Genomic DNA, 18,612 nt, shown 5'->3' on the forward strand with positions numbered 1-18,612 from the left:
GCGCTCCGCCGCGCCGGTCCCTACCACTTGCCGTAGCGGCCCACCAGCGCGCGCCACAGGGCGTTGCGTTCGCCGGCCAGCGACTCCTTGCCGACCGAGGCGTTGCGCGCCGCCGCCGTGATGACCAGCGCCAGCCGCAGCTCCGGATCGACGAAGATCGACTGGCCGTAGACGCCGAGCAGCGCGAAGCGCCGCTTGTCCGCCGGGAACGTCCAGAACTGGTAGCCGTAGCCGAAGAACGGTGTCGCCACCCGGGGCGCGAACGCGGCGGGCTGGCGGCGCCAGTCCGTCGCCTCCAGCAGCCAGTCGCGCGGCACGATCTGCCGCCCGTCGCGCGCGCCGTCGTCGGCCAGCAGGACCGCGAGCCGCCCCCAGTCGCGCAGCGTGGCGCTGAAATTGCCGCCGGCCCGCTCCGTGCCGGTGGGATCGACCACCCACGTCGCGTCGGCCTCGGCGCCCATCGGCCGCCACAGGCGTTCGCCGATATACGCCGACAACGTCTGCTTCGTCGCGGCGTGCAGCACGACGGCCAACGTCGAGGTCTCGATCGAGGCGTAGTGGAAGCGCCGGCCGGGCGGCGCCTCGCGCGTCGTGAAGGCGCGCAGCCCGGCGACGGTGCCGTCGCGCGCCTGGATGCCGGCGAACTTCGCGGCGTCGTCGCGGCCGTCGTAGCGCTCGCTGAACGCGACTCCCGAGGACATCCGCAGCAGGTCGCGGATCGATGTATCGCCGTAGGGCACGCCGGCGATCGCCGGGACGTAGGCCGACGCCATGTCGTCGACCGAGCGGATGCGGCCCTCGGCCACGGCGAAGCCGACGCCGATCGAGGTGATCGACTTCGCCATCGACTGCGACACGAAGCGGTGCGCGGGCGTGCGGTCGTACTGGTAGCGCTCGGCGAGGACGGCGCCGCCGCGCACGACCATCAGACCGGTCACGCGTTGCCGGGCGAGGAAGTCGTCGATCGAGCGGGCGCCACCCTCGAACGTGTACCGCAGATCCGCGAGGTCCTCGCCGCGCGGCAGCGGGCGCGGCGCCGGCGCGCGCGGCAGCCGGTTGTGCGGCATGATCGCGTCGAGGTTGCTGAACGAGCCGACGCGCACGCGCTCGTCGTAGAACCAGTTCGACCGCGTGCCGACGGGATAGCCCGCGCTCCGCCCGAGCGCCTCCTCGTCCGGGGCGGCGCGCGCGCCCCCGGCGCCGAGCATCGTCGCGCCGGCGCCGATCAGCGCGCGGCGGCGCGTCGTGGTCGCGAGCGTCCGTGCCATGCGCCGAGCCTAGCATGGCGACGCGCGATTTTGTCGCCCGCCGGGCGAATTTCGCTATAGTCCGCGCTCCCGAAAAACGGGGCGCTCGCCGGCGGCGTCGGCGGGCCGCCCGGTATGGATCGAATCCCGGAGGAGTGGACGATGGCGGCGTTCGGCAAGGCCCAGTACATCCAGCGCGTCGAGGACCAGCGGCTGCTCACCGGCACCGGCGGCTTCGCCGACAACGTCGACGCCACCGGCGCGGCCGTCCACGTCGTCCTCGTCCGCGCGCCGCACGCCCACGCCAGGATCCTGGGTATCGACACGTCGGCCGCCAAGGCCGCGCCGGGCGTCGTCGCGGTCTACACCTGGGCCGACCTCGAGGCCGACGGCGTCGGCGATTTCGCCTTTCCCGGCATGTTCCCCAACGCCGACGGCACGATGCCGGAGATGACGCCGCGCCGGTCGCTGGCGAAGGACGTCGTGCGCTTCGGCGGCGAGGCCGTGGCCGCCGTGGTCGCCGCGACCCGCGCGCAGGCGGTCGACGCCGCCGAGCTGGTCGACGTCTCCTACGAGCCGCTGCCGGCGGTGGTCACGATCGAGGACGCGCTGAAACGCGGGGCGCCGCTGGTGTGGCCGGGCGCGCCGGGCAACCTCGCGGGCTTCAACAAGTTCGGCGACCAGGCCAAGGTCGACGCCGCGTTCAAGGCGGCGGCGCACGTCGTGGCGCTCGACATCGAGCACCAGCGGCTGGTGGTCAACGCCATGGAGCCGAGGGCGATCACGGCGGAGTGGGATTCCGCGTCCGGCCGCATCACCGTCAACATCGGCAGCCAGAACCCGTCGGTCACGCGCGACCAGCTCGCCGAGACCGTGCTCAAGATGCCGAAGGAGAGCGTCCGCGTGCTGGTCCGCGACATCGGCGGCGGCTTCGGCATGAAGGTCGGCATCCAGCCGGACGAGGCGGTCGCGGTGTGGTGCTGCAAGACGCTGAAGCGCACCGTGAAATGGCGGGCGGAGCGTGGCGAGGAGTTCCTCGCCACCACCGCCGGACGCGACCAGTTCCACAAGGCGTCGATGGCGCTCGACAAGGACGGCCGCATCCTGGCGCTGCGGGTCGAGGCGTGGGCCAATATCGGCGCCCAGCCGGCGCGGGCCGGCGTCGCCATCCCGCTGTTCGTCGGCCCCAAGGTGTCGACCGGCAACTACGACATCCCCATGGTCGACATGCGCATCAACTGCGTGCTGACCAACACCGCCACGATCGGCGCCTACCGCGGCGCCGGCCGGCCGGAATGCATCTTCAACCTCGAGCGCCTGATGGACACCGCGGCGCGCCAGATGGGGATCGATCCCGCCGAGCTGCGGCGGCGCAATTTCGTCAAGCCGTCGCAGATGCCCTACACGACGGCGATGGGCGAGAAATACGATTCCGGCGATTTCGACCTGTTCCTGACCAAGGTCCTGAAGGCGGCGGACTATGACGGCTTCGCGGCGCGCAAGGCGGCGGCGCGGAAGCGCGGCCGGCTCTATGGCCGCGGCCTGGCCACCTACATCGAATGGACCTCGGCGCTGGTGTTCGACGAGATGGCGCACTACGAGGTGACGGGCGACGGCAAGGTCCGCATCTGGATGGGCACGCAGGGCATGTGGCAGGGGCTGCAGACCAGCTTCACCCAGCTCGCCGCCGAGCTGCTCGACATCGACCCCGGAAAGATCGAGATCGCGATGGGCGATTCCGACCGCGTCGGCGGCGTTGGCTCGATGGGCTCGCGCTCGGCCTATATCGGCGGATCGGCGGTCATGGTCGGCTCGCGCAAGCTGGTCGACCAGGGCAAGAACCTCGCCGCCGACGCGCTCGAGGCGTCGGCCGGCGACATCGAGTACAAGGCCGGCGTCTTCGGCGTGGTCGGCACCGACAAGCGCATCGGCCTGTTCGACCTCGCCGCGCGCCAGCCGGAGAAGCGCATCTACATCGAGAACGTCAACACCGTCGAAGGCATCGCATGGCCCAACGGCGCCCATGTCGCGGAGGTCGAGATCGACCCCGACACCGGCCGCGTCGAGATCAAGCGCTACACCACGGTCGACGATGTCGGACGCCCGCTGCACCGTCCCATCGTGTTCGGCCAGATCCAGGGCGGCTGCGGCCAGGGCCTCGGGCAGGCGCTGCTCGAGGGCGCGGTCTACGACCGCGAATCGGGCCAGATGCTGACGGCGTCGTTCATGGACTACGCCATGCCGCGGGCCGACGATCTGCCGAGCTTCGACAACCAGCTCGACGATTCGGTGCCGGCGCGCAGCAATCCGCTGGGCGCCAAGGGCGTGGGCGAATCGGGCACCGTCGGCTCGACGCCGACCCTGATGAACGCGATCATGGACGCGCTGTGGCCGCTGGGCGTGCGCAACCTCCAGATGCCGGCGACGCCGCTCAAGGTGTGGGAGGCGATCCAGGCCGCGAAGAAATAGGCTCGGGTCGCCGCGCCGACGGCGGTCGCGGGCACGTTCCCGCCACGCCAGTCAGCGCCGCCTCGCCCGCACCTCCGTCATCCCGCGCGCGGCGAGGGTGTGGATTCACATTCGAGGCGCAACAGTTTGTCGAAGAAGACCTCGGCCGGGGACCTGAAGGCGAGGCACTTGCGGGGCGTGTTGTTGTAGGCGGCAATCGCGGCGTCGAGGCGGTCGAGAGTGATCGTGTCGAGGTCGGTCTTGCGTGGCAAGCGTCCGCGCAGGCGTCCGATGGCGTTCTCGACGCCGCCCTTCTGCCACGGGCTGTGGGGTCGCAGAAGAAGGCGCGGAGGCCGAGGGCGTCGGCGAGCGAGCCGTGGCGGGCGAACTCGGTGCCGTTGTCGAAGGTGATGGTGCGTCGCAGGCGGGGATCGAGCCGCTGGAACCAGGCGAGAAGCCGCTCGGCGACGGGTCCGGGGAGCTTGCCGGGCTGGTGCGCCGCCAGGACCAGACGGGACTTGCGTTCGTGGGCGACGAGGATGGTCCGGCCGGGCGTGGCGAACGACATGAGGTCGCCCTCCCAGTGGCCGAAGGTGCGGCGGCCGTCGACGCCGGGGGGCCGTAGATCGATGGGGACGCGGCCCTTGATGAGATCGTCGACGGAGCGTTTGCGCCGTCCGAGCCGGCCGCGGCGGTGCTTGCGGCGCGGCAGGTAGTTGCGCCAGGCGGCGTCGTTGGTGCGACGGCGCTGGGCGTGGATGAAGCGGTAGATGCTCTCGTGGCTGATGCTGGCGGCGCGCTCGCGTCCGAGGCGGCCGGCGACCTGCTCGGGCGACCAGCCCTGGGCGAGGCGCCCGAGGACGAGGCCGCGCAGGTCCGCGTCGCGTTCGAGGCGGGAGCCGGTCCATCGCCGGGCGCGGGCCTGCTCCTGGGCGTAGGCCGGCCTGTAGCCGACCGTGGTCCCGCTGTTGCGCCTCAGCTCGCGCGAGATGGTCGATGGCGCGCGATCCACAGCTGCAGCGATCTGGCGGATCGACTGGCCGGCTTGTCGAAGGCGGGCAATCTCGCACCGCTCGTCGAGGTCGAGGTGGTCGTATCGTGTACCCATGGCAACACCTTAAGCTGGTGTTGCGCCTCGTTTGTGAACTCAGGGGGATCTTTCAGCGGCGGAAAGATCCCTCGCTGCGCTCGACATGACGACCGGGTCTTTCTCGGGGGCGCCCTATCGCCCCTTGCCGCGCTGCTGCGCGCCACTCCCACGGCATCTCGAACTGGCTGTTCCAGATGCCGCGGCGGGCCTCCTTGGCGTCGGCCTCGTCCTTGGCGTAGGCGTCGGTCTGGCGCGTGTTCTGGACCGCCCAGCCGTTGCGCACCATCCAGCGCGACAAGCTCTCGCCGCCCAAGGTGCAGTCGCCGACCGCCAGACGCCGGATCTTGTCGTGGGTGATGACGAGGCAGCGCACCTGCTTGCCGCTGACCAGGCGGTCGAGCGCGCGGGCGGCGTCGCGGCCGCAGGCCCACGGCCGGCCGCCGCGCTGGCACGTCTGCGCCATGTCGGGCGCGTCGATGCCCCACAGCCGGATGCGCTCGCCTTGGACGGCGATCGAATCCTCGTCCAGACCCGCCGCTTGTCCCACGATGAACGTCTCGGCGCGCGCGCCGGCCCCGGCGACGACGACACCGGCGGCGACGCAGCACGCGAACAGGGCGGCCGGGGCGGGCTTTCTCATCGGGGCGGATCGTGGACGGCGCCGGCCGGAGCGTCAACGCGCATGCGCGTGACGGTCGCCTCGCGAGCAGGAAGGAACGAAATGGTGCTGCCGGACAGGATTGAACTGTCGACCTCTCCCTTACCAAGGGAGTGCTCTACCACTGAGCTACGGCAGCGTGCGTCCATGGGCGCGGACGCGGTCCGCCGGACGCGCGGCGGTATGCCATAGGGGGGCGGGGGGTTCAACCCCCGCGCCTTCGGGCGCCGGTATCCGCGTCGGCGGCGGCACCGGCCGGGCCGTCGATGGCGATGGCGTCGGCCCCGGCGCGGCGTTATGCCATATCCTGCCGCGCGCGGACCGCCGGCGCCGCCCCGCTTCGAGGTTTCCGATGAGCTACACGACCTTCGACTACGCCGTGACGGACCACGTCGCCCACATCCGCTTCAACCGGCCGGAGAAGCGCAATTCGATGACCCGGGCCTTCTGGGACGAGATAAAGCGCGTGTTCGCCGAGGACATCGCGGGCGACGCCGCCGTGCGCGTCGCCGTGATCTCCTCGACCGGGCCGCACTTCACGTCGGGGATGGATCTCTCGGTGTTCGGCTCGATCACGGCGAACGAGGGCGATCCGGCGCGCCGGCGCGAGCGCTTCCGCCGCGGCCTGCTGGCCTACCAGGAGTCGTTCTCCGTCATCGAGAAGAGCCGGGTGCCGGTGCTGGCGGCGGTGCAGGGCGGCTGCATCGGTGGCGGCGTCGATCTCGTCTCGGCCTGCGACATGCGCTACTGCGCCGCCGACGCCTTCTTCGTGGTCAAGGAGATCGACCTCGCGATGGTCGCCGATGTCGGCACGCTGCAGCGCCTGCCGCATCTGATCCCGCAGGGCCTCGCCCGCGAGCTGGCCTACACCGGCCGCGACCTGCGCGCGCCGGAGGCGCTGCGGTCCGGCCTCGTGAACGCGGTGTTCGACAGCCAGGCGGCGCTGCTCGACGGCGTCATGGCGGTGGCGCGGACCATCGCCGCCAAATCGCCGCTGGCCGTCTACGGCAGCAAGGAGATGCTCAACTACACCCGCGACCACAGCGTCGACGAGGCGCTGAACTACATGAGCGTGTGGAACGCCGCCTTCATCCACGGTGCCGACATGCCGGAGGCGTTCCGCGCCACGCAGGAGAAGCGGGCGCCGAAATTCGCGAATCTGGCGCTCGATGGCAGCTTGTGAGCGCGAAGGCGCTTGAGTCGTGAGCGTGTGTTCATCTACAGTCCGGTTCCATCCGCGATGGGGGTCGCGCGATGGACACACGGGACCGCCCGCCACATTGTGACGCGGCGGTCGCGGGGGGCCGCGGGGGGATGAAGATGGCGACGCTCTACATCGGCGGGAAGCTGTTCGACGGCGAGACGGCGCGCGACGGCCACGCCGTGCTGGAGGAGGGCGGCCGCGTCAAGCGGGTCGCGCCGGCGGGCGAGTTCGCCGGCTTCGCGGGTCCCCGGATCGACACCTCCGGCGGCACCCTGCTGCCCGGCCTGATCGACTGCCACGTCCATTCGCTGTCCGGCGCCGAGGGCAATCCCGGCCTCGCCCAGGACCGGCTGAGCGCCGCCCAGATCGCCATGCGCGGCCTGGAGTACATGCAGCGCACGCTGCAGGGCGGCATCACCGCCGTGCGCGAATGCGGCGGCAAGGACTACATCGAGTTCGCGCTGCGCGACGCCATCAACGCCGGCCGCTTCGCCGGCCCGACCATGCGCTGCTCCGGCCGCATGATCTGCATGACCGGCGGCCACGGCAACCGCACCGGGCGCGTCGCCGACGGCGTCGACGAGGTGATCAAGGCCGTGCGCGAGCAGATCCACGCCGGATCGGACCTCGTGAAGATCATGGCCACCGGCGGCGTCATGACGCCGGGCGTCAATCCCGAGGACGCGCACTACACCGCCGAGGAGATGTCGGTCGGCATCCGCGAGGCGACGCGCTTCAACAAGACCACCGCCAGCCACGCCCAGGGCGCCGAGGGCATCCTCAACGCCGTGCGCGGCGGCGTCACCTCGATCGAGCACGGCATCTTCATGACCGACGAGTGCGTGCTGGAGATGCAGTCCCGCGGCACCTGGCTGGTGCCGACCCTGTCGGCGGTGCAGAACATCCTCAAGGGCGCCGATTCGGGCGACAAGACCATTCCCGACTACGTCGTCGAGAAGTCGCGGCGGGTGTTCGAGCGCCACATCGACTCGGTGAAGATGTACTACGCGGCGGGCTGCAAGATCGCGATGGGGACCGACGCCGGCACGCCGTACAACCACCACGGCGACAATGCGATGGAGCTGGAATACATGTGCGGCGTCGGCATCTCGACCCGCGACTCGCTGTTCTTCTCGACCGCCAGCGCCGCCGACCTGATGCGGCTGTCCGACCAGGGCCGCGTGCGCGAGGGCAACAGCGCCGACCTTCTGGTCGTCGAGGGCGATCCGCTGCGCGACATCGCCATGGCGGCGCGCAAGGAGAACCACCGTCTGGTGGTCAAGCGCGGCGCGATCGTGCGCGACAACCGCGGCGCCGACGCCGCGATGCGGGTGGCCGCCCAGTAGGGCGGTCCGGCGCGTCGGGGGCGGGGGAACGGGGCGATGGAAGGTTTGATGCTGCTGGGCGTGCTGGTGGTCATCGCCGCCCTGTGCACGCCGATCATCGCGATCATCGCGTTCGCGCGCGCCGGCGACGCGCGCCGCCGCGTCGAGGCGCTCGAGTTCAACGTCGCCGATCTGCGCGCCCGGCTGGCGCGCGGCGAGTCCATGGAGGCGGACCCGGCCGCGGCGGCGCCCTCGATGGTGCCGCCCGAGGCGGTGCCGCTGGGCATGCCGCCGGCCCAGCAGGCGCCCTACGCTCCGCCACCGCAGCCGTATCCGCAGCAAGCGCCCTATCCGGGCACCGCCGCGCCGCCGCCGCCGGTCGCAGCGCCGGGTACGCCATGGGCGCCACCGCCGCTCGCCGCGTCGACGGCCGCGCCGCCGCTCTCCGGCGACATCCCGCCGCCGTTCCCGCCGGGTCCGCCCGCCCCGCCGGTGACACCATCTGCCGGCGGCGGCCGCTCGAGCCTCGAGCGCAAGCTCGGCGCCAACCTCTTCGTGTGGCTGGGCGCCATCGCGTTGGCGCTCTCGGCGCTGTTCCTCGTGCGCTACGCGATCGACGCCGGCTACCTGTCGCCCGCCGTGCGCCTGACCCTGGCGGCGCTGTTCGGCGCCGGGTTGATCGCCGTCGGCGAGAAGCTGCGCGCCAAGGACGCCCGCATCGGCCAGGCGCTGGCCGCCGCCGGCGTCGCCGCCCTGTTCGGCACGTTGTTCGCGGCCGTCGGGATGTACAAGTTCCTCGATCCGCTGACCGGCGGCGTCCTCGCCACCGCGTTGACGGCCGGCGCGGTCCTGCTGGCGCTGCGGCACGGGCCGTTCGTCGCCGCGCTGGGCTTCGTCGGCGGCGTGCTGTCGCCGATCTTCCTCGGCAGCGAAGCGCCCAACGTGCCGGTGCTGTTCGGCTACCTGCTGGCGATCTCGGCCGGCACGTTGTGGGTGATCCGCCTGCGCGGCTGGTGGTGGCTGGGCTGGGGCGTGCTGGCCGGCGACGTGATCTGGTCGCTGGCGTGGATGTTCATGCGCCTGTTCGGTCCCACGGCGCACCGGGGCGAGCTGATCTGGGTCGGGCTGTTCCAGGTCGCCGTCGCCGGTCTGTTCGTGTGGGCGACGTGGCGTCGTGTGTCGGAGGAGGGCGACGCGCCCGCCCACGTCGTCGCCAAGGTGTGGGCCGCGACGCTGACGACCGGCGCGTTGCTGGTGTTCGGCATCGCCGGCGACGCGGCGAACTGGACGGGGTGGCTCTGCCTGCTGCTGCACGCCGGCGGCATCTACGCGCTGGCGCGCTACGTGCCGCGCTTCCAGTGGCTCGCCGTCGCGCCGATGATCCTGTCGCTGGCCGCGTTCGCGCTGTGGCACGGCGCGCTGTGGTTCGACTGGCGCGCGACGCAGACGGAGACCTACGCGCGCACCATCGTCGTGGTCGCCGGCCTGCTCGCGGCCGGCGCCTACGCGCTGATGTGGAACGCCGGGCGGCCGGGGTTCTGGGCGGCGCTGTCGGCCGGCGCCGCCTTCCTGCACTTCGTCCTCGCCTACTTCACGCTGCGCAACCTGATGCCCGACGCGACCTGGGGCCTGATCAGCCTCGGGCTGGCGCTGCCCTACGTCGCCGCCGCCGAGCGTCTGGCGCGCTGGCGCCACTCCATGGCCGGCGCCAACGAGGCGCTGGGCATGGTGGCGGTCGGCGCCACGTTCTTCATCGCCGCGGCGGTGCCGTTCGAGCTGCGGCGCGAATGGATCACGGTGGCCTACGCGCTCGAGCTGCCGGCGGTGGCGTGGATCGCGTGGAAGCTCGACCTGCCGATTCTGCGCCGGCTGTGCTGGATCCTGGTGGCGATCGTCTCGATCCGCCTGGTCGCCAACCCCTACGTGCTCGACTATCCGCTGGGATCGGTCCCCGTCTTCAACTGGATCCTCTACGCCTATGGCGTGTCGGCGGCGGCGTTCTACGTCGGCGGCTGGTTCCTCAAGCTGCAGCGCGACGACGCGTTGACCGTCGCGGTCGACGCCGCCGCCACGCTGTTCCTGTTCCTGCTGGTCACGCTGGAGATCCGCGCGCTGTTCAATCCCGAGGGGATCGAGCGCGGGCCGGCGCTGTTCATGGAGCGCGCCAGCTACGTGGCGGCGTGGGGCGTGTTCGCGCTGGTGGCCCTGTTCAAGGACAGCCAGGCGCCGACGCCGCTGGGCACGTGGACCTGGCGGATCGCCGGCGCGCTGGCGCTGTTCGGCGCCGTCGTCATGCAGTCGCTGCTCGTCAATCCCGCCTTCGTCGGCGGCGAGGCCGGCCGCCTGCCGATCGTCAACGGGCTGATCCTCGGCTACGCCGTGCCGGCGCTGCTCGCCGGCGTCGCTGCGTGGTGGCTGGGCCGCTCGTCGTACAACGTGTCGCGCGTGGTCGCGGCGTCGAGCTCGGTGTTCCTGGTCTTCGTGTTCCTGACGCTCGAGGTCCGGCACTTCTTCCGCCGCGACTTCGCCGGCAACCCGTTCGACGCCGCCGGGACCGAGCTCTACGTCTACTCCGTCGTGTGGCTGGTGTTCGGCGCGGCGACGATGTTCTACGGCATGTGGCGCGGCCTGGCGATCGCGCGCCACATCGGCATGGGGCTGGTCTGCCTCACGGTGTGCAAGGTGTTCCTCGTCGACATGGGCGGTCTCACCGGCCTGCTGCGCGTGTTCTCGTTCATGGGGCTGGGCGGGGCGCTGGTGGCGATGGGCTACCTCTACCGCCGCTTCGTGTTCACCGACGCCGAGGGCAAGGCGCCGCCGGCGTCCTGACGGGGCCGGCCGCGCGCGCGTTGACGGGGGCTCGATGGTGCCGACGCCGTTTCCCGAGATCGGCCTGTCGCTGGACGCGTTGCGGGCGCTGCAGCTCGCGCGCCTCCAGCGCACGCTGCGCCACGCCTACGCCCACCAGCTGCCGTACCGGGCGAAATGCCTGGCGGCCGGCGTCCATCCCGACGATCTGAGGACGCTCGACGACCTGGCGCGGTTCCCGTTCACCGCCAAGAGCGACCTGCGCGACAACTATCCCTACGGCATGTTCGCGGTGCCGCGCGAACGCTGCGTGCGCGTGCACGCGTCGAGCGGCACCACGGGCCGGCCGACCGTCGTCGGCTACACCGCCAACGACATCGCGCTGTGGTCCGACCTGATGGCGCGGTCCATCTGGGCGGCAGGCGGCCGGCCGGGCGACGTCGTGCACGTCGCCTACGGCTACGGGTTGTTCACCGGCGGGCTGGGCGCGCACTACGGCGCCGAGCGGCTGGGCTGCACGGTGGTGCCGATGTCCGGCGGCAACACCGAGCGGCAGGTGCAGCTCATCCGCGAATTCGGCGCCCGCGTCATCCTCGTGACGCCGTCCTACATGCTGGCGCTGGCCGACGAGTTCGAGCGCCAGGGGATCGACGCGCGCGACACCGCGCTGCGCGTGGGGATCCACGGCGCCGAGCCGTGGACGGCGGCGATGCGCGACGAGATCGAGCGCCGCACCGGCATCGACGCGGTCGACGTCTACGGCCTGTCGGAGGTCATGGGGCCGGGCGTGGCGCAGGAATTCGTCGAGACCAAGGACGGCGCCACGATCTGGGAGGACTGGTTCCATCCCGAGATCGTCGATCCCGAGACCGGCGCGCCGGTGGCCGACGGCATGGCCGGCGAGCTGGTGCTGACCTCGCTTGGCAAGGAGGCCCTGCCGGTCGTGCGCTACCGCACGCGCGACCTGACGCGGCTGCTGCCCGGCACGGCCACGGCGATGCGGCGCATGGCCCGCATCACCGGCCGCAGCGACGACATGCTGATCGTGCGCGGCGTCAATCTGTTCCCCAGCCAGGTCGAGGAGCAGATCCTGCTCGATCCCGCGTTGTCGCCGCACTACGTGCTCGAGCTGACGCGCGAGGGGCCGCTCGACGCGGTCAAGGTGGTGGTCGAGGCGCGCGCGCCGATGCACGCCGGCGCGCGGCGCGACGCGGCCGCGCGTCTCGCGGGCCGGATCAAGTCGATGTGCGGCGTGACGGCGGCGGTCGACATCGCCGAGTCCGGCGCCGTCGAACGCTCGATCGGCAAGGCCCGCCGCGTCATCGACCGCCGCGGCGCCTCCTAGGCGGCGGGCGCCGGGATGGGACGCCGTCGATCCGCCAGCGGGGCTCCGACATGACGCGCCGCGCGCTGTTCCGCTGGGTCGTGGCCGCGATCTGCGTCTACGTGCTCTACGGCGCTGCTGGCGTGGTTCAAGTTCGTCGACCGCTTCGACGAGCTCTACACCCTGCTCAAGGACGGCGCGATCTTCGTGTCGGCGCTGCCGGCGGCGTGGCTGGCGGCCTGCTTCCAGCGCCGCACCTCGTTCCTCGAGCAGCTCCGGGACCTGTGGTCGCAGCTCGTCGACGGCGTGCAGGAGGCGATCCAGTACACGCACCTGCCGTCGCCGGACCGCGCCGACTACGCCCGCGTCATGAAGCGCCTCAGCGCCGTGACCGACGAGTTCCGCTCGGTGTTCCGCAATCTCGAGGAGGGCCGCGACGACCCCGGCTCGGGTTTCTACCCGTTCGAGTCGATCAAGGAGATCCAGCGCATCGTCTCGACGCTGGGCTTCGGCGACTCGTTCGACCCGGCGCGCGCCATCGAGGCGCGCGCGGACATCGTCGCGCTGTGGCGGCGCCTGCGCCAGCCGCTGCTGGCGGAGTTCGACCGCCAGAAGCCGTCGCGCACCGACATCGATCCGCCGCCGTAGCCGCTCCGGCTCAGCGTCTCGGCCTCGGCAGGATGTCTCGCGGACGTGGTCGCCGCGCTTCCACTCCGGGTCGGGCGGCTGATGGCCCGGCCTGGGCGAATACACGCTGGGCTCGACCAGCGTCATCGCCGGGATGTAGCGCGGGCAGTTGCCGCAGATGTGCGTGGCGCGCACGCGCACGACCGCGTTGCCGGCGCCGTGGTGCCGCGCGAGGTCGGCCTCGCCGAACAGCAGCTCGGCCCGGCCGTTCACGCGCAGCCGCGTCGAGCGGCCGTCGAATGGCATGAACAGGATCCCGACGGTCGGGCTGGCCGCCATGTTGCCGAGGCTGCGGTACATCGAGTTGCCGTCGTAGTCCGGCCATTCGAGCGTGTCCGGCGCGACGATGCGCACGAACCCCGGCTCGCCGCCCTTGAGCGAGCAGTCGACCGCGCCGTCCGACGCCGTCGCGAGGAAGAAGAACCGGACCGAGCCGATCAGCTACGCGTCCTCCGCCGTGAACGCCGTGCGCATGCGGGCGCCCGCGATCGCGTCGGCGACGCGGCGGCCGTCGAAGCGGTCCTGCAGCGCGCGCATGTCCCCGGTGAAGAACTCCATCGCGGCCTCCCTCGGGGCGGGCGGTCCTCAGGCCCGGGCCACCCGCAGGATGTTGGTCGCGCCGGGCGTGCCGAAGGGCACGCCGGCGGTGATCACCAGACGCTCGCCCTCCTTGGCGATGCCCTCGCTCGACGCGATGCGGCGGGCCTTCTGCACCATGTCGGCGAAATTGTGCGCGTCCTCGCCGTGCACGGCGTGCACGCCCCACACCAGCGCCATGCGCCGCGCCGTGCGCAGCCGGGGCGTCAGGCACAGGATCGGCACGTCGGGCCGCTCGCGCGCGGCGCGGTAGGTGGTCGAGCCCGACGTCGTGTAGGTGATGATCGCGGCCGCCGACAGCGTGTGCGCGACCTGCCGCGCGGCGGCGCTGATGGCGTCGGCCGAGGTCGGCTCCGGCTCGTGCCGGCCCGAATCCGTGATGCTGCGGTAGGTGGGATCGCGCTCCACCCGCGCCAGGATGCGGTTCATGATCGACACCGCCTCGACCGGATAGTCGCCCGACGCGGTCTCGGCCGACAGCATGACCGCGTCGGCGCCGTCGTACACCGCCGTCGCCACGTCGGAGGCCTCGGCCCGCGTCGGGGTCGGCGCGTGGATCATCGAATCCAGCATCTGCGTGGCGACGATCGCCGGCTTGCCCTCGTGGCGGGCGGCCCGCAGCATCATCTTCTGGATCGGCGGCACGTCCTCCGGCGGCAGCTCGACGCCGAGGTCGCCGCGCGCCACCATCAGCCCGTCCGACAGCGCCAGGATCTCGTCGAGATGCTCGACGGCGGCGGGCTTCTCCAGCTTGGCGATGATCGAGGCCTGGTCGCCCACCAGCTTGCGCAGCTCGGCGATGTCCTGCGCCCGCTGCACGAAGGACAGCGCCACCCAGTCGACGCCGAGCTCGAGTCCGGCGGTGAGGTCCTTGCGGTCCTTCGGCGTCAACGGCGACAGCGGCAGGATGACGTCCGGCACGTTGACGCCCTTGCGGTTCGACAGTTCGCCGCCGATCTCGACTTCGGTGTCGATGGTGTCGCTGGTCCGCTTTTTCACCCGCAGCCGGATCTTGCCGTCGTCGATCAGGATCGCGCCGCCCGGCCGCGCGGCGCGGAAGATCTCGGGATGCGGCAGAGACGCGCGCTTCTGGTCGCCCGGCGTCTTGTCGAGGTCCAGCCGGAACGCCGCGCCCTTCTTGAGCGTGACCTTGTCGCCGACGAAGGTGCCGACGCGGATCTTCGGCCCCTGGAGGTCCATCAGGATCGCGATCGGCCGGCCGGTCTCGGCCTCCAGCGCCCGCAGGATGTCGACCCTGGTCTTGTGGTCGTCGTGGGTGCCGTGGCTGAAATTCAGCCGGAACACGTCGGCGCCGGCGAGGAAGACCTCGCGGATGCGCTCCGGCGTCGAGGTGGCGGGCCCGAGGGTGGCGACGATCTTGGTGGCGCGGTTGCGATGCATGGTGCCGCCACTCTACCCGCGCCGTCCGCCGCTGCCAAAGGCCGCGATGCCGGGCCGTCAGGCTCCGGTCTTGCCGGCTTTCGCGGCGATATCGAAGCCGCCGGCCGTCTCGTAGACCTTGACGACGGCGGCGTCGTCGATGCGGCCCCAGCCGGCGGCCGAGGCCATGAGGAACAGCTGGTGCGCGGCCGCCGCCAGCGGCAGCGCCTGCTTCACCTCGCGGCCGGTGTCGAGCACCAGCCCGAGGTCCTTGACGAAGATGTCGACCGCGGAGAGCGGCCGGTAGTCGCCGTCGAGCATGTGCGGCACGCGGTTGGCGAACATCCAGGAGTTGCCGGCGCTGTTGGTGATCACCTCGTAGAGCGCCCGCGGATCGGCGCCCGCCTTCGTGCCCAGCGCCATCGCCTCGGCGGCGGCGGCGATGTGCACGCCGGCCAGGAGCTGGTTGACGGTCTTCACCAGCGAGCCGACGCCCGGCGCGTCGCCCAGCCGGTAGACCTTGGCGGCGACGGCGTCGAGGATGGTCTGCGCCTGGTCGTAGGCGCCGGCCGCGCCCGACGACATGATGGTGAGCTCGCCGGTGTCGGCGCGCGCCCGGCCGCCCGACAGCGGCGCGTCGAGCAGCGGATGGCCCGCCGCCGCGAGTCGTTCTCCCAGCGCCTTGGAGAACGCCGGCGGCACGGTGGCGCACTGGATCACCACGCGCCCGGCCGGCAGCGCGCCGATCGCGCCGTCGGGGCCGAACAGCACCTGCTCGACCTGCTGCGCGTTGACCACGACCACCACCAGCGCGTCGGCCGCCGCGGCGGCCTCGCGCGGCGTCGCCGCCGCCGCGCCGCCGGCCGCCACCAGCGCCGCCCGCGCGTCGGGGTTCATGTCGACGCCTGTGACGGCGTGGCCCTTGGCGAGCAGGTTGCGCGCCATGCCCATGCCCATCGATCCCAGCCCGACGAAGGCGACGCGCGGCGTGTTGGCGGTCATGGCGGTGTTCCCCGTCGGCCCGGATCAGGCGTGGATGCCGTAGCGGCCGGCCCAGCGCAGCCCGGCGGCGGTCGTCGTCTTCGGCTTGTACTCGAGGCCGACATGGCCGTCGTAGCCGAGCCGGTCGAGCGCCTCCAGCGTGTAGAGGTGGTTGGCCTCGCCGATGTCCGGCTCGTTGCGATCGGGATTGCCCGCGACCTGGACATGGCCGATCAGCGGCATCAGCGCCTCGGCCCGGCGCACCACGTCGCCCTCCGTCACCTGGCAATGGTAGAGGTCGAACTGGATCTTCAGGTTCGGCGCGCCGATCTCGCGGATGATCGCGGCCGCCTCCGTCGTCGTGTTCAGGAAATAGCCGGGGATGTCGCGCCGGTTGATCGGCTCCATGCAGACGGACAGGCCTTCCTTCGCCGCGCGCTCGGTCGCGCGCTTCAGATTGTCGACGTAGGTCCGCCGCATCGCCGACAGGTCCATGCCGGTCGCGATCAATCCCGACATCACGTGCACCCTCGGGCATTCCAGCGTCAGGGCGTAGCCGATCGCCGTCTCCAGCGCGGCGGCGAACTCGGCCTCGCGGCCGGGCAGGGCGGCCAGCCCGCGCTCGCCCTTGCTCCAGTCGCCCGGCGGGAGGTTGAACAGCACCTGCCGCAGCTTGCTGGCCTTCAACCGCGCCGCGATGTCGGCCGCCGGGAAGTCGTAGGGGAACAGGAACTCGACGGCGGTGAAGCCGTGCGCGGCGGCGGCGGCGAAGCGGTCGAGGAAGGCGATGTCCTGGTACAGCCACGACAGGTTGGCGGCGAGCTTGGGCATGGCGGCTCCTAGGACGTGAAGGTTTCTTCGAGGTCGCGGACCTGCGCCGCCGTCAGCGCGCGGACCGGGCGTCCGTCGAGCAGCAGATGCAGCTTCGCCGTCTCCTCCAGCTCCTCGATCGCCGCCGTCGCCGCCGACAGCGACGTGCCGGCGACGATCGGGCCGTGGTTGGCCAGCAGCACCGCGCGGTGGCCGGCGGCGTAGTCGCGGATCGCCTCGGCCAGCCGCCGGTCGCCGGGCCGGAAATACGGCACCAGCGGCAGGCGGCCGACGCGCATCACGAAGTACGGCGTGATGGCCGGCAGCACCGAATCGAAGCGATGCGCGGGGTCGGGCGCGGTGGCGGGGTCCTCGGGCTGGTGGGGATGGCGCAGGCACGACACCGCGACCGCGTGGGTCGAATGCAGATGCACCACGGCGCCGTCGCCGGGCCGCACGTCGTAGATGGCGCGGTGCAGGAAGCTCTCCTTGGTCGGCGCGTCGCCCGACACCACGCCGCCGTCGAGGTCGAGCCGCGTCAGCCGCGCCGGCTCGAGCTCGCCCAGCGAGGCGTTGGTCGGCGTCATCAGCCAGCCGTCGGGCAGGCGGACGCTGATGTTGCCGGAGGTGCCCGGCGCCAGGCCGCGCGCCGCCAGCTTGGCGCCGACCCGGCAGATCTCGTCGCGCAGCGCCGTCTCGGTGGGGCTCATGGCGCGGTCGCGAACGCCTTGGAGAAGAAGTCGACGGCGCCGAAATTGCCGGACTTCAACGCCAGCGCCAGCGACCGCCCGTCGGCCAGCGTGGCCGACGTCCACGGCACGCCGGGGTCGATCTCGGCGCCGATGCGCAGCGCCCGCGCGCCCAGCGCGCCGACCACCGCGCCCGACGTCTCGCCGCCGGCGACCACGAGGCGGCCGACGCCGGAATCGACCAGGCCGCGCGCGATCGCCGCCATCGCCTCCTCGATGCGCCGCGACGACTCCTCGACCCCGAACCGCGCCTGCGTCGCCTTCACAGTCTCCGGCGGGGCGCTGGCGGCGACCAGCAGCGGGGCGTCGCCCAGCCGCGCGCGGGCCCAGCCGAGCGCCGGTCCGACCACATCGGCGCCGCCGCACAGCGACATCACGTCGAGCTGGAGCGTCGGCCCCTTGGTCGCGAAATCGGCGACCTGGCCCAGTGTCGCGGTCGAGCACGAACCGGCGATGATCGCGGCGTGGCCGCTGGAGGCCGGTAGCCGCGCGGAGTCGCCTCCCGACGCGAGCAGACCGGCACGCTGGAAATTGGCCGGCAGACCCATCGCGACGCCTGAACCGCCGGTCACCAGCGCGGCGTCGGCGCAGGCCGCGCCGATCGCCAGCAGGTCGGCGTTCGTGGCGGCGTCGACGACGGCGTAGGCGACGCCGTCGCCGCGCAGGCGGGCGAAAGCGGAACGGATCGCGTCCACGCCCGCCAGCACCGTCGGCAGCGCCACGAGGCCGACCTTGCGCCGGGTCTGGCGCTGGAGGACGCGCACGAGGTTGGCGTCGGTCATCGGCGTCAGCGGATGGTCCTTCATCCCGGACTCGCTCAGCAGGACCGGGCCGACGAACAGGTAGCCGTTGAAGATCGAGCGCGCGTTGGCCGGGAACGCCGGGCAGAAGATCGCGAGATCGGCGGCGGTGGCGTCGAACAGCGCGTCGGCGACGGGGCCGATGTTGCCGGCGTCGGTCGAGTCGAAGGTCGAGCAGTACTTGAAGAAGATCTGCCGGCAACCGCGGCGGCGCAGCTCCGCCAGCGCCGCCAGCGATTGCGACACCGCATCGGCGGCGGGGGTGGTGCGGCTCTTCAGCGCCACCACGATGGCGTCGGAACCGTCGAGCGCCACCGCGGCGTCGGGCACGCCGATGGTCTGCACCGTGCGCATGCCGTGCTTGACCAGCATGCCGGCGATGTCGGTGGCGCCGGTGAAATCGTCGGCGATGACGCCCAGCAGGGCCATGGTCCGTCCTTGGAGAGGGTACGCGGTGGCGCAGAGTGTCAGACCGCGAGCGCCTAGGGCAAGCGGCGGCGGTTC

13 protein-coding genes, 1 tRNA gene and 2 pseudogenes are annotated in these 18,612 nt (G+C 72.0%); 6 read left to right on the forward strand and 10 right to left on the reverse strand.

The features are described 5' to 3' along the window. Positions 1-20: 20 nt before the first annotated feature. Positions 21-1,268, reverse strand: a complete 1,248-nt coding sequence (locus IPK81_19270; protein ID QQS11685.1) for a serine hydrolase — start codon at positions 1,266-1,268, stop codon at positions 21-23. A 141-nt stretch (positions 1,269-1,409) separates the two neighbouring features. Between IPK81_19270 and IPK81_19275 the strand changes: the two genes are divergently transcribed. Further along, the gene (locus IPK81_19275; protein ID QQS15177.1) at positions 1,410-3,716 is read left to right on the forward strand and encodes a xanthine dehydrogenase family protein molybdopterin-binding subunit; all 2,307 of its coding nucleotides are present in this window, start codon (positions 1,410-1,412) and stop codon (positions 3,714-3,716) included. A 77-nt stretch (positions 3,717-3,793) separates the two neighbouring features. On the opposite strand, the pseudogene IPK81_19280 reads toward IPK81_19275, so the two are convergent. The 3 genes and pseudogenes from IPK81_19280 to IPK81_19290 all read right to left on the reverse strand — a co-directional run bounded on the left by IPK81_19280 (position 3,794) and on the right by IPK81_19290 (position 5,582). Then, positions 3,794-4,803 (reverse strand): annotated as a pseudogene (locus IPK81_19280) (IS30 family transposase). 52 nt (positions 4,804-4,855) lie between these two features. After that, positions 4,856-5,425 carry a thermonuclease family protein gene (locus IPK81_19285; GenBank protein QQS11686.1) on the reverse strand — a complete coding sequence of 190 codons (570 nt, stop codon included), beginning with the start codon at positions 5,423-5,425 and terminating at the stop codon, positions 4,856-4,858. An 82-nt stretch (positions 5,426-5,507) separates the two neighbouring features. Beyond that, positions 5,508-5,582: transfer RNA gene (locus tag IPK81_19290), tRNA-Thr, on the reverse strand. 213 nt (positions 5,583-5,795) lie between these two features. Between IPK81_19290 and IPK81_19295 the strand changes: the two genes are divergently transcribed. The 5 genes from IPK81_19295 to IPK81_19315 all read left to right on the forward strand — a co-directional run bounded on the left by IPK81_19295 (position 5,796) and on the right by IPK81_19315 (position 12,752). Further along, the gene (locus tag IPK81_19295; protein ID QQS11687.1) at positions 5,796-6,626 is read left to right on the forward strand and encodes a crotonase/enoyl-CoA hydratase family protein; all 831 of its coding nucleotides are present in this window, start codon (positions 5,796-5,798) and stop codon (positions 6,624-6,626) included. Positions 6,627-6,763: 137 nt separating this feature from the next. After that, entirely contained in the window at positions 6,764-7,993 is a 1,230-nt protein-coding gene (locus IPK81_19300; protein ID QQS11688.1) for an amidohydrolase family protein, read from the forward strand. A 36-nt stretch (positions 7,994-8,029) separates the two neighbouring features. Continuing rightward, the gene (locus tag IPK81_19305; GenBank protein ID QQS11689.1) at positions 8,030-10,801 is read left to right on the forward strand and encodes a DUF2339 domain-containing protein; all 2,772 of its coding nucleotides are present in this window, start codon (positions 8,030-8,032) and stop codon (positions 10,799-10,801) included. Between the two features lie 34 nt (positions 10,802-10,835). Continuing rightward, entirely contained in the window at positions 10,836-12,125 is a 1,290-nt protein-coding gene (paaF, locus tag IPK81_19310; protein QQS11690.1) for a phenylacetate--CoA ligase, read from the forward strand. Positions 12,126-12,311: 186 nt separating this feature from the next. After that, entirely contained in the window at positions 12,312-12,752 is a 441-nt protein-coding gene (locus IPK81_19315) for a hypothetical protein (GenBank protein ID QQS11691.1), read from the forward strand. A gap of 222 nt (positions 12,753-12,974) precedes the next feature. On the opposite strand, the pseudogene IPK81_19320 reads toward IPK81_19315, so the two are convergent. The 6 genes and pseudogenes from IPK81_19320 to IPK81_19345 form a co-directional block, all read right to left on the reverse strand. Next, positions 12,975-13,232, reverse strand: a pseudogene (locus IPK81_19320) (pyridoxamine 5'-phosphate oxidase family protein). Positions 13,233-13,376: 144 nt separating this feature from the next. Beyond that, complete coding sequence (pyk, locus tag IPK81_19325; protein QQS11692.1) at positions 13,377-14,789, reverse strand: pyruvate kinase; 1,413 nt, start codon at positions 14,787-14,789, stop codon at positions 13,377-13,379. 57 nt (positions 14,790-14,846) lie between these two features. After that, complete coding sequence (locus tag IPK81_19330; GenBank protein QQS11693.1) at positions 14,847-15,770, reverse strand: NAD-binding protein; 924 nt, start codon at positions 15,768-15,770, stop codon at positions 14,847-14,849. 24 nt (positions 15,771-15,794) lie between these two features. Beyond that, on the reverse strand, positions 15,795-16,580 hold the full coding sequence (locus IPK81_19335) for a hydroxypyruvate isomerase family protein (protein ID QQS11694.1): 786 nt from the start codon (positions 16,578-16,580) through the stop codon (positions 15,795-15,797). 8 nt (positions 16,581-16,588) lie between these two features. Beyond that, entirely contained in the window at positions 16,589-17,269 is a 681-nt protein-coding gene (locus IPK81_19340) for an aldolase (protein QQS11695.1), read from the reverse strand. After that, positions 17,266-18,537 carry a four-carbon acid sugar kinase family protein gene (locus tag IPK81_19345; protein QQS11696.1) on the reverse strand — a complete coding sequence of 424 codons (1,272 nt, stop codon included), beginning with the start codon at positions 18,535-18,537 and terminating at the stop codon, positions 17,266-17,268. Before IPK81_19345 ends, IPK81_19340 begins: the two co-directional genes overlap by 4 nt. Between the last annotated feature and the right edge of the window lie 75 nt (positions 18,538-18,612).

This window comes from Rhodospirillales bacterium, assembly GCA_016699855.1.
In the GTDB taxonomy this organism is placed as follows: Bacteria; Pseudomonadota; Alphaproteobacteria; order Reyranellales; family Reyranellaceae.

What these genes read in the sequence shown, in the direction of transcription:
- IPK81_19275 (QQS15177.1), top strand. Translation starts at nt 1,410, where the DNA reads ATGGCGGCGTTCGGCAAGGCCCAGTACATCCAGCGCGTCGAGGACCAG.
- IPK81_19300 (QQS11688.1), top strand. Translation starts at nt 6,764, where the DNA reads ATGGCGACGCTCTACATCGGCGGGAAGCTGTTCGACGGCGAGACGGCG.
- pyk (QQS11692.1), bottom strand. Translation starts at nt 14,789, where the DNA reads ATGCATCGCAACCGCGCCACCAAGATCGTCGCCACCCTCGGGCCCGCC.
- IPK81_19305 (QQS11689.1), top strand. Translation starts at nt 8,030, where the DNA reads ATGGAAGGTTTGATGCTGCTGGGCGTGCTGGTGGTCATCGCCGCCCTG.
- paaF (QQS11690.1), top strand. Translation starts at nt 10,836, where the DNA reads ATGGTGCCGACGCCGTTTCCCGAGATCGGCCTGTCGCTGGACGCGTTG.
- IPK81_19270 (QQS11685.1), bottom strand. Translation starts at nt 1,268, where the DNA reads ATGGCACGGACGCTCGCGACCACGACGCGCCGCCGCGCGCTGATCGGC.
- IPK81_19335 (QQS11694.1), bottom strand. Translation starts at nt 16,580, where the DNA reads ATGCCCAAGCTCGCCGCCAACCTGTCGTGGCTGTACCAGGACATCGCC.
- IPK81_19330 (QQS11693.1), bottom strand. Translation starts at nt 15,770, where the DNA reads ATGACCGCCAACACGCCGCGCGTCGCCTTCGTCGGGCTGGGATCGATG.
- IPK81_19340 (QQS11695.1), bottom strand. Translation starts at nt 17,269, where the DNA reads ATGAGCCCCACCGAGACGGCGCTGCGCGACGAGATCTGCCGGGTCGGC.
- IPK81_19345 (QQS11696.1), bottom strand. Translation starts at nt 18,537, where the DNA reads ATGGCCCTGCTGGGCGTCATCGCCGACGATTTCACCGGCGCCACCGAC.
- IPK81_19295 (QQS11687.1), top strand. Translation starts at nt 5,796, where the DNA reads ATGAGCTACACGACCTTCGACTACGCCGTGACGGACCACGTCGCCCAC.
- IPK81_19285 (QQS11686.1), bottom strand. Translation starts at nt 5,425, where the DNA reads ATGAGAAAGCCCGCCCCGGCCGCCCTGTTCGCGTGCTGCGTCGCCGCC.